General features: G+C 41.6%; 19 protein-coding genes. 9 read left to right on the forward strand and 10 right to left on the reverse strand.

Features of this window, described 5'->3' with window-relative positions; translation table 11 throughout:
* Positions 1-94: 94 nt before the first annotated feature.
* Complete coding sequence (locus CAL6303_RS28055) at positions 95-1,468, forward strand: HNH endonuclease domain-containing protein (protein WP_015201113.1); 1,374 nt, start codon at positions 95-97, stop codon at positions 1,466-1,468.
* A gap of 11 nt (positions 1,469-1,479) precedes the next feature.
* On the opposite strand, the gene CAL6303_RS30090 is transcribed toward CAL6303_RS28055, so the two are convergent.
* From CAL6303_RS30090 to CAL6303_RS28070, 4 genes are all read right to left on the reverse strand, one after another.
* Positions 1,480-1,665 carry a hypothetical protein gene (locus CAL6303_RS30090; protein ID WP_144051171.1) on the reverse strand — a complete coding sequence of 62 codons (186 nt, stop codon included), beginning with the start codon at positions 1,663-1,665 and terminating at the stop codon, positions 1,480-1,482.
* 77 nt (positions 1,666-1,742) lie between these two features.
* A complete protein-coding gene (locus CAL6303_RS28060) occupies positions 1,743-2,183 on the reverse strand; it encodes a type II toxin-antitoxin system VapC family toxin (RefSeq protein WP_015201114.1) in 441 nt (146 codons plus the stop codon).
* Entirely contained in the window at positions 2,183-2,431 is a 249-nt protein-coding gene (locus CAL6303_RS28065; protein ID WP_015201115.1) for a hypothetical protein, read from the reverse strand. Before CAL6303_RS28065 ends, CAL6303_RS28060 begins: the two co-directional genes overlap by 1 nt.
* Before the next feature lie 86 nt (positions 2,432-2,517).
* Complete coding sequence (locus CAL6303_RS28070) at positions 2,518-3,483, reverse strand: tyrosine-type recombinase/integrase (RefSeq protein ID WP_015201116.1); 966 nt, start codon at positions 3,481-3,483, stop codon at positions 2,518-2,520.
* A gap of 189 nt (positions 3,484-3,672) precedes the next feature.
* Here CAL6303_RS28070 and CAL6303_RS28075 point away from each other — a divergent pair, with 189 nt between their 5' ends.
* The 7 genes from CAL6303_RS28075 (at position 3,673) to CAL6303_RS28110 (ending at position 7,782) form a co-directional block, all read left to right on the forward strand.
* Positions 3,673-4,005: a hypothetical protein gene (locus CAL6303_RS28075; protein ID WP_015201117.1), complete on the forward strand. Its 333-nt coding sequence runs from the start codon at positions 3,673-3,675 to the stop codon at positions 4,003-4,005.
* 96 nt (positions 4,006-4,101) lie between these two features.
* On the forward strand, positions 4,102-5,661 hold the full coding sequence (locus tag CAL6303_RS28080; protein WP_015201118.1) for an ISKra4-like element ISCasp3 family transposase: 1,560 nt from the start codon (positions 4,102-4,104) through the stop codon (positions 5,659-5,661).
* Positions 5,662-6,027 carry a hypothetical protein gene (locus tag CAL6303_RS28085; protein ID WP_015201119.1) on the forward strand — a complete coding sequence of 122 codons (366 nt, stop codon included), beginning with the start codon at positions 5,662-5,664 and terminating at the stop codon, positions 6,025-6,027. It abuts the gene before it with no gap.
* Between the two features lie 109 nt (positions 6,028-6,136).
* The gene (locus tag CAL6303_RS28090) at positions 6,137-6,454 is read left to right on the forward strand and encodes a hypothetical protein (RefSeq protein ID WP_015201120.1); all 318 of its coding nucleotides are present in this window, start codon (positions 6,137-6,139) and stop codon (positions 6,452-6,454) included.
* A complete protein-coding gene (locus tag CAL6303_RS28095; protein WP_015201121.1) occupies positions 6,451-6,699 on the forward strand; it encodes a hypothetical protein in 249 nt (82 codons plus the stop codon). The genes CAL6303_RS28090 and CAL6303_RS28095 overlap by 4 nt, the downstream gene beginning before the upstream one ends.
* 246 nt (positions 6,700-6,945) lie before the next feature.
* A complete protein-coding gene (locus CAL6303_RS28105) occupies positions 6,946-7,350 on the forward strand; it encodes a hypothetical protein (RefSeq protein WP_015201123.1) in 405 nt (134 codons plus the stop codon).
* A gap of 6 nt (positions 7,351-7,356) precedes the next feature.
* Positions 7,357-7,782: an HNH endonuclease gene (locus CAL6303_RS28110; protein ID WP_015201124.1), complete on the forward strand. Its 426-nt coding sequence runs from the start codon at positions 7,357-7,359 to the stop codon at positions 7,780-7,782.
* On the opposite strand, the gene CAL6303_RS30575 is transcribed toward CAL6303_RS28110, so the two are convergent.
* The gene (locus tag CAL6303_RS30575) at positions 7,779-7,928 is read right to left on the reverse strand and encodes a hypothetical protein (RefSeq protein ID WP_015201125.1); all 150 of its coding nucleotides are present in this window, start codon (positions 7,926-7,928) and stop codon (positions 7,779-7,781) included. The genes CAL6303_RS28110 and CAL6303_RS30575 overlap by 4 nt on opposite strands.
* 1 nt (position 7,929) lies before the next feature.
* Between CAL6303_RS30575 and CAL6303_RS28115 the strand changes: the two genes are divergently transcribed.
* Positions 7,930-8,445, forward strand: coding sequence for a helix-turn-helix domain-containing protein (locus tag CAL6303_RS28115; RefSeq protein ID WP_015201126.1), 516 nt, complete (start codon positions 7,930-7,932; stop codon positions 8,443-8,445).
* 59 nt (positions 8,446-8,504) lie between these two features.
* Here CAL6303_RS28115 and CAL6303_RS28120 read toward each other — a convergent pair whose 3' ends face one another.
* The 5 genes from CAL6303_RS28120 to CAL6303_RS28140 form a co-directional block, all read right to left on the reverse strand.
* On the reverse strand, positions 8,505-8,786 hold the full coding sequence (locus CAL6303_RS28120) for a DUF4351 domain-containing protein (RefSeq protein ID WP_041741280.1): 282 nt from the start codon (positions 8,784-8,786) through the stop codon (positions 8,505-8,507).
* Between the two features lie 145 nt (positions 8,787-8,931).
* Entirely contained in the window at positions 8,932-9,156 is a 225-nt protein-coding gene (locus CAL6303_RS28125; RefSeq protein WP_041741282.1) for a DUF4351 domain-containing protein, read from the reverse strand.
* A gap of 566 nt (positions 9,157-9,722) precedes the next feature.
* A complete protein-coding gene (locus CAL6303_RS28130) occupies positions 9,723-11,972 on the reverse strand; it encodes a DEAD/DEAH box helicase family protein (protein ID WP_015201127.1) in 2,250 nt (749 codons plus the stop codon).
* A 51-nt stretch (positions 11,973-12,023) separates the two neighbouring features.
* A complete protein-coding gene (locus tag CAL6303_RS28135) occupies positions 12,024-12,635 on the reverse strand; it encodes a hypothetical protein (RefSeq protein ID WP_015201128.1) in 612 nt (203 codons plus the stop codon).
* A 282-nt stretch (positions 12,636-12,917) separates the two neighbouring features.
* Positions 12,918-13,655 carry a hypothetical protein gene (locus CAL6303_RS28140; protein WP_015201129.1) on the reverse strand — a complete coding sequence of 246 codons (738 nt, stop codon included), beginning with the start codon at positions 13,653-13,655 and terminating at the stop codon, positions 12,918-12,920.
* Positions 13,656-13,760 lie beyond the last annotated feature (105 nt).

Here is a 13,760-nt window from a genome sequence, read left to right on the forward strand (position 1 = left end):
ATAGTATTTGTTATCATATATGATAACAAATACTATTTAGACCGTTAATATATAAGTTAACAAAAACACTACCTGCTCTGTCATAATTGGAATCATGGGAAAAGCAGGTCAAGCACTGAGACAAATATTAGATTCTTACAACATCAGCCAAAGCCAACTGGCTACAGGGTTGGGTGTTGAACGTCCGATTGTCTTCCGTTGGTTTCACGAAAAAACCGACCCCACAGCTGAAACCGTTGCAGAGATAGTCAAAGCCTTACACAACATCAATTCATCTGCTGCCAGAGACTTTGTGCAAGCATACTTGGGCAGTCTCACCCATACCCCACAAACAGCTTCAACTCAAGAACTACCCCAGTCAGAACGGGTTAATATCGGGGTTTTAGCTCAATTTTTTAATAATACTACTAACTCTTACAAATACCTATTTTTTTTATCACTTTTAGATATTCTGAAACGAAGACATTTTGAGACTTTATCGCCGATTAGTTTTGAAGAAATTATTATCGAGATGCTGGCAAATGCTTGGTATCCCCATACTTACTTTAAACTGTCTTTTGGAACGCAAGACCAGATTGCTAATAAATTAGATTCTCTGGAATTAGAAATCACCGAACCAATCTTAAATTTTCGAGATACAGATAAAAAGCTATTAAGGAAAATAATTCAATCTCAAAATCTTGAGGACATTATTACTTTTATCGCTAAATACGTTCCATTTCGCCTGATTCGTCCATTTTTCGCTGGAGAAACTAGAGGTTTACTCGATGCTAAAGTTAATCAAACGATTATTAATCTTGCCAACAATCAATTTGAAAAAACAAAGCCTATCTACTGCTTTAATTCCCAATCTTTAAAAGACTGTAGCGCAATTTTATTACATCAAGACTGGGTAGAATATATTGCGGAAAACTATTCAATTGTCAGAGGCTGGGTATCCTGGGAATGGCTGGGTTATATGCAAAAATGCAACCCCAGTGTACCTGCCGTTGCTAATAAACTATTTCCCCCACAACAACGAGAATCCCTAGCTAATCAAACTAAATTCTGGAAGCTTGTTTTAGAGCATACAGAGGTTCGCTGTATTTACTCTAACCTCGTTTTAACTACAGATAATATATCTCTCGACCATTATTTACCTTGGTCTTTTGTTGCCCATGACCTACTTTGGAATTTAGTTCCTACAACTTCATCTGTTAATTCCAGCAAGTCCAATAATATTCCATCCGTCGATAAATACTTTCATAAGTTTATTGAATTTCAACATGTGGGTTTAGTAATTAATAAAAATAACATGAAAGAAAAAGATTGGAATAAATATATTGAACCTTATTTAGCAGATTTAAAAATCACAGATAAAAATAACTTACTCGATTTAGATATTTTGAGAATTGCTTATCAAAGTACAGTTTTACCTTTAGTCTCTTTAGCTATTAATCAAGGGTTTACTGGAGATTGGTTATATTAATGCGTTAGTTCTCAGAAAAGGACATCGCCTAAATCCCATTTTATTTGGTGGTGGGCATCATATCTGGCGATCGCTCTTAATAATCCTGAGTCGGAGCGCTTGCGTTGGGAACAAACCAGGATGAGAAGATTTTGGCTGTATGTAGAGACTTCGCTCGTAAGGTTGTCAAGACTATCTTCATCACAAAACTTAACCATTTTAGATGTCATTCCACACGTCAAGCACCATACCATACCATACCCTATAAAAAACGCTGATTTTATGAATTCCCCCCCTATAGCACTAATTCACCCACTACCAAAATCCTCAACTCCGTCACCCGCCTCAAAGCCACATCATTGGTCAAAAAGGCATCACAGCCGGACGTTAAAGCCGCCGCAACCTGCAAGGCATCGGGTAACTGAAGGTTATAATGCACCCGAATTCTTGCAGCTTCTCGCGCAATAGCAGCATCAATCTCCACAAAAACCACTTCATCCTGCTGTAACACATCGACAAAAGCCCGCTCTAAATCCACTAATCCCAGACGTATAGCACCCACCAAACACTCTGATAACGTTATTGGCGATGCTACTGCGGTAATATCAACTTCCAACCGCTCAAAAATTGGATCGACGAAATCTACAAACTGTGGATTTCGTTCCACAAAATAAATTACAGGTGCTGTATCGAGAAATAAACGAGAAACTCCTGCTAATGCGTCACTAATTCTCATTACTCTCCTCGCAACAACCCTTCTCGATGCTCGTCACCTTCCCTTCGAGTCCGCGAAACCCATTCCTGAGCATCCTCACCTAATAGCGGATAGGGTGCCATCCCCTTCAAATCGCTCCACTTTCGTTGTGGCTGCAATTGAGTGACGTGCTTCTTCACCCGATCGACTAAATGCCCCATCACCGTCAATTGCTCTTCTGGAGTCAGTTGCTCAATCTCGATTAAAATTTTTTGAAGTGATGGACTCATCAACTTAACCCTCATCAACTGCTGTAGCTCAACCTCCTGTAGATTTTAGCGTCTTCACCCGATTCCAGCGCTTGAGTTGTAAAACTTCACACCAAATCTTCCAACAGCGCCGTAATTTTTCCCTGCGCCTTGGTTCTGTTATCGTCATAAATCATCAAAGTATTCAAACTCGCATGGCGGCTCAACTTTTGCACGCTACGCACATCCCCATCACTCGCATCGAGTGCCGCCGTTACCGACGAATGCCTGATTCTATGGGGACTAATAGTTTTAGAAATCCCAGCATTCTCGGCAATCTCCACCACAATCTTGCGAATACCATCCCCCGTCAACCGATGCCCGTAGCGCGGACGCAACGAAGTAAATAATGGTTGCTTGCTATCCAACTCCTTACGTACTAACAACCAATCTTGGAGAGCATTGCAAGTCTTATGATGTAGGTCGATATTCTCCTTTTGGGTTCCCCTTCCCTTTCCCAAAATACTCAAAGTACCCGCCTCCAAATCCAAATCCTCAATATTGCATTGGGAAATTTCCTCTCTTCTTAAGGCATTAGCCCACAAAAGTCGCAACAGCGCATAATCGCGCTTTCCCTTCAACGTCTCCCTATCCGGTATTGCCAACATCTTCTTAAACGCCTCCGGTCCGATACCCGTTGTATCGCGGTACGGCTTCACCTTCTCACACTTGATATTTGCCAGCGTCCAATCGCACTTACCCACCTGATAGGCATAATTAACCAACGCCTTAATAGCCGCCAAGCGTCTATTGACCGTCGCCTCCTTCAAACCCTTATCAACCAACTGTGACTTATAACGCAACACCAAAGTCACAGCCGAAAACCTATCCATCTGCAAAAACTGCGCCACCAACACCGGAGTCGGCTCCTGAGCGCACACCATCATAAAAAAATTCTTTAAATCCTTGGCATACTCGTGGCGGGTGCTTTTATTGCGCTTGCCCAGCAATAACTCCTGCAACAAATCGCGTTCGAGAGCGATCGCAAAAGGATTAACCCGCGATATAGAACCATCATCATCGCTTGGCGACATATAAGTATCGAAAACTTTTCTTTTCGATAATTAGCCTACCATGTCTTACGTACAATACGGCGAAACTCTCAATTCATCTGGGATACGGGGTACTCCCCATCAATCGAGCAATCCTTCAATTCCTGATATGCTGATATCAATGCTATCTACTTGATAGCGCGATTCATTGCTAGCAATTGCGATATCACTATGACTCACACTCAAGATGAAAGCAAGCCCAGTCAGATGCTGCGTGTACCCACTCCCTTAATTGATGCAGTGAAGGAATTATCTCGGTTGCATCGACAAGGACTTACCCATGAGGTACTTTCTGGGTTGGATAATTTGATCAAAACCTTGGAATTTGGCAATGGTAGTCCCCATGATGGAGCGTATCAAACCATATCGGAAATTTGCTCTCGCTTGGATAATTTAGAATCCCAACTGTCGGGTTCTTCAAATAGCGACGAAATACCATCAACTAAACGTATATATGATTTGGGTGCGGCTCTTTTAGAAGTACGTTATACTTTGGAAGAATAAAGATGAGAAGGCTGTCAGAGTAGTATTTTGAGCAAATAATCAGGTATTGGTGACGGGCTTTCCAAGCAAGCATCTATTGGGAGATAATTGAGACATATGAAAGCATCTACCTCAAAAGAAGACATGTTTTTCTCGGAAGCACGAGAGCTATTTGAAGAAATGGTGAACTGGTTAAGTGAGGATAGTGTTTGCGGTTTAGAGCATGGAGAATTAGAGAACAAACTCCTGGATAACGGAAACGAACTATTAAGAAGACTGTTACAAGGCTATTTAAACAGACGTAGTAATGATGAAATAGAGGGGGAGTGTTTGGGGAGTGACTTAGCTAAAAGAACCCACAAAAAAAGATTTTCCCGGACACTGACAACAATATTTGGCACAGTGACAGTCAAGCGAATTGGCTACGGAGGAAGAAAAACCACTTCTCTGAATCCATTGGATGCGGAATTAAACCTACCAGAATCTAAGTATTCCCACGGAATTAGGCAACGAATAGCAGTGGAGGCGGCACGTTCGGGTTTTGGCGAGACAACAGAAATAATCAAGAAAGCGATGCCAGTTGAGATAGGTAAGCGTCAAGTAGAAGACTTGGCTCGCCATAGTGCTTGCGATTTTGATGATTTCTATAGCGAACAACAAGCACAGTCAAGGGAACTGGAGGAAACCGGAGAAATTGTGGTAATCAGTGCAGACGGAAAGGGTGTTGTTATGCGTACAGAAGATTTACGTGCTGAGACTCAAAAAAGGGCGCTTGCTTCAAACAAAAAGTTAAATAAACGATTGACCAAGGGAGAAAAACGTAACTCAAAGCGAATGGCTACGGTGGCTTCAGTTTATACTATTAACCCATTTGTCCGTACTGCTCAACAAATCGTAAACCCAGAAGAAGAAGATAAAAAAAATCTCAAACGACCTCGACCACAAGGTAAGCGTGTTTGGGCAAGCCTAGTTAAAGAGCCTGAACAAGTCCTAAAAGAGGCATTTGATGAAGCATTACACCGCGACCCCAATCACCAAAAGCACTTTTGTGCCCTAGTAGATGGTAATAAGACACAATTGTCACTGTTGAATAAATTCGCTCGTCAACACAATCTCAAGTTAACCATCGTCCTAGACATTATTCATGTGATTGAGTATTTGTGGAAAGCTGCGTTTGCCTTCTATGAGAATACCAGTAAAGAGGCAGAAGCTTGGGTAAGCAAACGTTTGCTGCTTATCCTAGAAGGCAAGTCGAGCCAGGTTGCTGCTGGTATGCGTCGCAGCGCCACTCTACGCAAACTTACTCCATCAGAACGAAAATCAGTCGATGCCTGTGCCAGATATTTGCTTAATAACAGTGCTTACCTTAAATACGATGATTACTTGAAAGCTGGGCTGCCGATTGCGACTGGAGTCATTGAGGGGGCTTGTCGTCACCTCATTAAAGATCGAATGGATATTACAGGTGCTCGCTGGAGCCTTGAAGGTGCGGAAGCTGTTTTACGACTTCGTTCCCTTTACATTAGTGGTGATTGGGATGAGTATTGGCGCTTCCATTTAAAACAGGAGCATCAACGCAATCACTCTTGCTTCTATAAAGACGGCATTCCTTTAATGAAGCGAGTAATTCAAGCTCGCTGTTCTACTACTGCTCCCACGGTCGCAATGCCTATCTAAATGTCATTCTTTGTCTCTCTAAAAGAGCCGCACCCATATGATTTAGAGCAAAAAATCAATGCGATAAATAATCGGTTGACTCAATTTGCCGAGGCAATTATGCAGCTTCAAAGTAATATTAATAATCAACCAAGACGAGGTAAATCATACAACAGTAATTCCTATTATCAAGGGCAACCTGTTAAGTTTCAGCCCATTACAGAAGAAAGTTTAGCTTCAAGGTTAGGGGTAACTCCAGAAACTATTCGTAAGGAAAGAGAGAGTCAACCCGCACCACTTTTTTTTGCATGGTCTAAGCGCAAAGATACTTCTGGTATTGGATGGGAATTTAACGAGAAAACAGGATTGTATCATCCAATTACTTGAACCCGACATTTAATAAAGCTATGCCATGCGGAGTATCCCAATAGGCAAGATTTCACTCTTTGATTGCTTTACCGTTAAAATAATAGATGTTGGTTTATAGGTGAAAAGCATGACGGAAACCAAGTCTACCCGTGTTGTTCGTAGGGGGAGAATATTTCCTGAAATTCAATGGACGGAAGAACAAAAAGCTCAATGGGAAACCGAAGGAGAGAATTTATACCAGCGCTGCAAGCCTATATTTGATAAAGTTAAATCAGAATTAATTGAAACACACTACAACTGGTATATGACGGTTGAACCGGATAGTGGTGAGTATTTTGTCGATAGAGATTTAGAAGTTGTTTGGCTGCGTTGCCGCGAAAAACACCCTGGTAAAATACACCATACTTTCCGAATTAATGAAACTGGGGCTTGCGGCACAATATGACTGTTTCCGGTTTTTTTGGTGATGAGGATGCACTACTTTTTGAAATTAATTTGATAGCGTTGGATGGATTGGAATTACCAGTTGATGCAATGTTAGATACAGGTTTTTCCGGTTGGCTGACAATTGATAAACAAGATTTAGATGCACTTGGTTGGACTTATATTGACCAACAAATTATGCGAACTGCACGCGGGGATGTAAGATCGGTTCCACGGTGCAGTCGTCAAGTATTCAATATATACTAGTCTCTGTCCCAAGGCTTCGATTGAACCGTGACGTTGCGTTTCTATCTTCATCAATCCCTGCGTGCAACATAGAAGCCTCTAAAGCATAGCCTTGGTATTCTTCATTGCGATCTATAAAATCGCGCTTGAAAGCCCAGTCCCAGAATTTATCATCGGCTTCAACCATACGCAATTGCTCAAGCCATAAATTGGCAAAATCATCAACTAAAATAATGGTAAACCCTAGCCAAAAAGGATAAGGCGCATATGCCAGCAGAAAGCGTTACCCTTCAAATACCAGAAATTATTTACACCAGACTAGTAAACACAGCAAAAGCAACCCATCGCCCTCTAGAAGAAGTAATACTCCGTGTATTACAAATAGGCAGTCCGCCTGCATGGGATGATGTACCATCTGAATTTCAAGCAGAAGTTGCAGCACTCGATAAATTAGACGATGATAGCTTGTGGCAAATAGCCCGTGGGAGCAAAACGACCCAAGACATGGAGCAATACAACCAGTTACTTGAAGGCAATTCTAACAATTCTTTAACCCAAGAAGAGCGCTTAGAATTAATGGCACTACGGCATGAAATGGACGTTTTTATGTTGTGTAAAGCTCAAGCCGCGGTATTACTCCGTTGGCGAGGTCACAATATACAAACTCGGTAATTAATAGTGTCTACATATATTTCTGAAAGCTTAAAAAATCAAATTATTTCAGCAGACTCATCACGCTGTTGTTATTGCTTAACCACAGAAGCCAACAGTGGTATACCGATGACATATGACCATATTCAACCTGTTTCTAAAAATGGAGAAAATAGCTTTAACAATCTTTGTTTAGCTTGTCGTACATGCAATGAATTTAAAGGTGACGCTACAGATGCTGTTGACCCCTTATCTGGAGAAGCAGTAAGCCTTTTTAATCCTCGCACACAAACATGGTCTGAGCATTTTTCTTGGAGTATTGATGGCACAAGGGTAGAGGGTTTAACAGCGATTGGTAGAGCCACAATCGCACGTTTAAGAATGAATAATCCTGTTATAATTGTTGCCCGTGGGCGTTGGGTAATCAGCGGGTGGCACCCACCTGATGATTAATATTTAAACTTATTACCTAATATAATCAAGACCAAATTTTGGCTAAATCCTGTGGGGATAATCCATTGAGTGGTGCGGTTGCCTGCGTCTAATGCCACTACTTGTCGCTTTAAGAAGCGATCGGGATTTGGTTGGGTGGAAACCATGATGATAAAAAATGAGCAACAATATCAAAATGCTAAAGAATGGTTACAGCAATTTGAACAGTCTGTAGCTGATTTTGATAGTAATAAAAATTTGCAAGTAGACCCCAAGCGTTGGCAATTACATCGAGATTCGTATCAGAGTCAAGTTGATGAGCTAAAAGCAGAAATAGTCGAATATGAAAGGTTGATTAATTGTGATAATAATCAATCAATAACAGTAAAAGTTGAAAGTTTAAATAAGCTTCCAGAGGCTTTGATTAAAGCTAGAATAGCTTCAAAAATAAGCCTTTATGAACTTGCTGAAATTTTAGGAATTGACGAGCAAAGAGTTAAGGAATACGAGAATACAGATTATCAATGTACTAGTTTTATAGAGATTTTGGAAGTTGCTACCGCTTTGGGTGTGGACTTTGAAAATGCTGTTTTAAAAGTTGATTTTGAGGAGATAGAAGCGGTTAAAAGAACTGCGAAGAAATGGTATAAATCATTTAGGGATGTTGAAACTAAAGTTTCGTAATTTAGGAACTAGAAACTTTATAAAAATGATTTTGGGAAAGTCAAGAATAATACTGCGTACTAACGTCGATCCAACCAATTAGTTAAATCAGCCATCGAACTAAAATCTAGTAATGCTTCACCCAATGCATCCAACTCTTCAACTGATAACCCGCTTAGACATTCAAGCAGGGTGTCGTCAATATTACCCACACGGCGATTGAGAAGGCGCGTAACTAATGATAATGCGTGTTCTTTTTTACCTATTTCAATACCGCTACGTTCAACAGAAGTAACATATTTCATCGCCCGTCTTTCCTCCAGTTGTTTGACTTCTTGTTTAAACAATGGTGCAAAAGTCATAAATGCTCGATTTGGAAATAATCAGGGAATTCCAGAAACCCTAAAACTTGACCTAATTCGTAGAGGTGCAATCTTTGAAGATACACCAGGCGATCGCGCTGATTAAGGTAAGCTACTTAGTCACTGCTGTAAAAAATACTACAGACTAATGTTGCTCCAACCAATTAGTTAAATCAGTCATCGAACTAAAATCTAGTAATGCTTCACCCAATGCATCCAATTCTTCAACTGATAACCCGCGTAGATGTTCAAGCAGGGTGTCGTCAATATTACCTACGCGGCGATTGAGTTGCCGCGTAACTATTGATAATGCGTGTTCTTTTTTACCTATTTCAATACCGCTACGTTCAACAGAAGTAACGTACTTCATCCTCGTCTTTCCTCCAATTGTCTAACTTCTTGCTTAAACTAATAAAATAAATAGATTACACAATACAAATAATATATAGCAGATTTGATGTTTATGAGTTACAGCACCCAATTCAAATTGTAGAGTTTAAAATCAATCTTGCAATTGGTGTACCTAACGTACCTCAAAAGCACTATATCTTTTGACCAGTGGTTTTCTATTTATCTTGTAGTCTTATTTGTATCAAAATACAATGGTCTTCGCGCCACAGCGCGATGGCTAACTGAAATCCTGTAGTGAAAATAACAAAATATATTCTTATTTATTTCAGTGTATTTATATAATAGTTAATAATAAATCTAAATTTATAGGTATTTAAATTGCGTCACCTACGCCGTCGCCTGCTTACATTAAAAGTCGCCTGTCGCATGGTGTCACTTATACTGTCGCTTCAGCTATGACGTTGCTATGACAGAAGTTTGAAACATATTTGTCACCTATTACTCTCTGGTTCAATAGGGCTATTTTTAGGATATTTTTAGGGTTTTATGTCGCTGGATAAGGTGACAGGCGACGGGGAAATAATATTAGTAAATGGTAAATATACCATCAACTAGCTTTCCTATATTTGCATTTTCAATCTCTTGCATAATTGCTTTCATCTCCGAGGCATTTGGTCTAATTTTATTGAACCTAAAGTTACGATAAGCGTCACGAACTTTGATGCTAATAAGATTTTGTTGTTTCATATATTTGATAAATGCTTGTGCTTGTTCGCTGAGATTAGAGAGATTATTTTTATCTGATGAATGATTAGTATCTGATGATTGATGCTTATCGAATAATTGATTATCGTCTTCTAAATGATTGTTTTTTGAGGATTGATAATTATCTTCTATAGGATTAGGATTCGATGATTGATGGTTATTTTCTAAAGGGTTAATATTTGATGAATTATGGTTATCTTGTGCTGAGTTAGTATTTGGTGATTGATGATTATCTCGTGTCGAGTTGTTATTTGATGATTGATTAGAATCGTTGGGCTGCTTTGGTGCATCTTGAGATAGCAAATCATTTAATCTTTGTACCGCAGCTTTCCACAAATTATTTGGCAATTCTTCGGCAGGTATATCATCATCCTGGTATTTTTCTTGATGTTGCTTTTTCATTTCTATTTCCGCGTTAGCAGTTATTGCTATGGCTCCGTAAAGTTTGGCTGGATTTAACCACTCAGGAATAGTTATTTGAAAGTCGGGTAATACTTTACCCTCTGCGTCTTTGTAACCAATTAATTCCCCTTTATAAAGAGGTGTCATGTCATTAGTCGAGCGCAGTTTAATTTCAATCGTCCCCGTTTTTTTCGCATCGCTAAAACCGCTCGAACCACCCGTGCCCGCGTTAGTGTTGCTGTGGGTGATTAATATCATTGCGTCGTGGGCTTTGCGGGGGTTGCCGATTACTCCCTGCATCAATTTGGGGGCAGTTTTGGCACAGGGTTCTTGTTCGCTATAGGTGGTTAATTCGTCAATAATTATTGACTCCCAAGCGTCTTTTTCTGTACGTGTTTTCCACCGCTCAAAAATAGCTTGTATACCCTCATTAATATTTTCCCAATCCTGTTCCCCACCGTAGATTCGTGCTTGGAGTTTTTCTAGAAATACCCATTTTTCCGCCGTGTTTTGGTGTGCGTGGGGGTCTAACACCATCGCTGGCTTGATTCCCCAGCAAATAAAGCGTAACAGTGCCAAAGCTGCGGTAAAGCTGGTTTTACCACTGCCCATGTCCCCAGAAACGATAACAGGTTTGAATTTCAGGGCTTCGAGCCAGCCATTTTCGTGTTCTTTGATGAGTTTGAGATAGCGATCGCGGAAAATTTGCACCTGGTTTTGTACCTGATTTTGGGTGTTATCCCCATCACCAGCCGATACTTTGTTTTTGGGGTCATTTATCTCGTCGAGCGATTGTCCCGGCAATGCTTTAGTTTGTAGGGATTCGGTGAGCATTTGTGCCTGTCGTTCCGCCGATTCTCGAATTTCGGTATATTCAGCTTCGGTGATATCTCCGGCAAACAGGGCATCTCCAAAAGCTCTACCTGCGTTTACCCGTGCTTGAACTTGCCCGTAATCTAGCCAAGCTTCAAGATTTAAGCGCTGTTGGATAATGCCTTTTGCCCAGAATTCGTTAATTTTGGTGCGGAATAGGGGAATTGCGATCGCTAGTTTACGTACTCTGTCGTTAGCAATAACGGAAACATACCCGAAACACGTCGCAGCACCAAAACCTAGAAGTGCCTTGTAAGGGTTGTAAGGTGCATCGTTGACTGTTTTGAGGTAAGGTTTGCCGTAACCGTCTTTCTCGGCGATTTCTTGGGGTAGTTTTGGTAATTTACCCTTTCTATATTCGGGATTGGTGGGTAAAGTCTCGCCGTTTGCTTCTACTGCCCAGGTAGGGACTAGGTAGTAGTTCGATTTATCGTTTTGAAGCTGGTTTAACGCTTCGGATGGGGTGGGAACATGGTATTTGGGCTTGATGGGTTTGGGGGTCAGCCAACCTATCTTTTTTGCTTGCTGCCAGTCTGTTAGTTGTTTTTTATATTCTTGGTCTAGCCTAAAAGCTTCGTCTCGGTGCTTTTGGATGTGGCTGCGTAATTCAAAGGGTGTGGGTTGATATGAGTATTCATAGTATCTGATGTCAGTACCGTAGAAGGAGGCGGCGAGGAGTAGAGTACCGATGCCCATACAACTAAGGTTGATTAGGTTTTGGCGCGATTGTTGGGGGCTGGGCAGTACCACATCGATTACATCTTGTTCGAGTTGGAATTGTTTGTTTTGTGACATGATTGCTTCCTGCTTGACCAAACAATTTGCAGTTTTAATTGGGAATTAGCATCACGACTTCCTGCGTTTGAGTAAGAAAACCAGGATTGCCGTGATTGCGATCGCAATGCCGTAACCCATGTAATCAGGTGTTTTTTGTTGTATTGGGTTTGTAAATTCTCTCTGGGTGCTGTAGTAACGTTCGGTTCCAGCTTTGGCTCTGTCTTCTGCTTGCCAGTGGGGATGTAGGGCAAAGTAGCCGATGCTGGCAATGGTTGATACACGACTTACTGATTTCCAGAAGTCCGGGTTAAATTCTAGGCTGAAACCTTTTTCTGAGATGGCAATGCTGAATTGTTCAAAGGCTGCGATCGCAGCTGTCATGACTGCGACGCTGTAGCCAATGGTACATACCATCGCGGGGATGGCGATAATCCTGGCTATGGCGAAACTACCCGCCATGATTGAGGCAACAGCAAAGGTACTGGAAGTGACGGCAAGGGTGTTGGCGTTTTTGAAAAGGATATCTAGAAAGCCTTCAACCCGTGCGTTGTCTTTGGGGGTTATTTCGGTGAAAGTTGGCTGTGTATCGCTCCCCGATTCTTGTTGTTGAACCGGGGATGGTTGCTGTTGCTGTTGTTGGAATAATTGCAGCAGGATGTCGTCAAATTGTGGGTTCTGCATAGCGGTAAGCTCCGCGTGAAATTTGCAGCCGTCGAACTCAAAACCTTAGTATTTTCTGGACAGTTTTGGGGTTATTTCTATAAAATTGCCTAATCATAAGGGTTACAGCCTATTTGCAACTAATGTGATTTATTTGCAGTTAATGTGGTTTGTTTGCAAATAATCTGCTTCCATTCGCAGTTAATGTGGTTTCGCCTATTACTTTGTTTGCAGTTTGAACCGTCTATGTTTGCGTCTCGCGGCAAATATAGGGGAAATCTCAATTCAACCAAGGGTTTGTTTTTAAAGCGATCGCATTAGGCGACCAAAGAAGTTACCGACACCTCGGAAGAAACCACCGATTGCACCTGTGATACCGGACAGGTTAAACCTGCCACTACCGTTAACACCACCAATTGAACCAGGTACGGTGCGTTGGGGAATGGCTCCCAGATTGGCTTGGCTGCCGTCGCGTTGGATTGCGGTAAGTCTGGCGGCTTCGTATTCTCGATCCGCTTGGGTTTGCATTGCAGCTAGTTTTTGCTGTGCGCGATCGCCCATTTTGGTGAGTTTATCGCGGTAGGCGATATTCCCCAGCCGCAGGTTTACTTGATGTTGGGCTGTTAACAGGTTGATTTGTTGGGCGTGTTTGACATCAACTTCGGTTAAATCGTTGGCTATTTTCTGCTTTTGCTGTTCGAGAAAGTTCATCCACTGTTTGTTTAAAACCAGTGCCTGTCCTTTCATTTGGACTATTTGACCCCCGTTTTTCGCCGCCGATTTCAGCAGGTACAGCACCGCTTGGTTGATGTCCTTTGTGCCGTCGTAGATTGTTGCGGCTTGTTTGAGGACGGGTTTGATGTTTTTACGGGCTTTGGCAGTGATATTGGCGTAGTCGGCTAGGTAGGTTGTCGCCTCTTCATCGCCCATCATGGCTTTAATAATCACATCGGTGTCTAGCCCAAAGATGGTTTGAGAGGCGCGGGACACGTCGGGTGCAGCTACGTGAATTTTGATGCGCGGTTGTTGGTTGTTGGTCATGGCGGTTTTCTCGTGAGTTGATATGTGGGAGTGTCCGATTAAGAGTGTCCGAGTTGGGGAGTGAGAGGATACCCCATCGGTTTTCCAAAGGGCTGGTATTGTACT

The sequence above is a fragment of the Calothrix sp. PCC 6303 genome, from assembly GCF_000317435.1.
GTDB lineage: Bacteria > Cyanobacteriota > Cyanobacteriia > Cyanobacteriales > Nostocaceae > PCC-6303.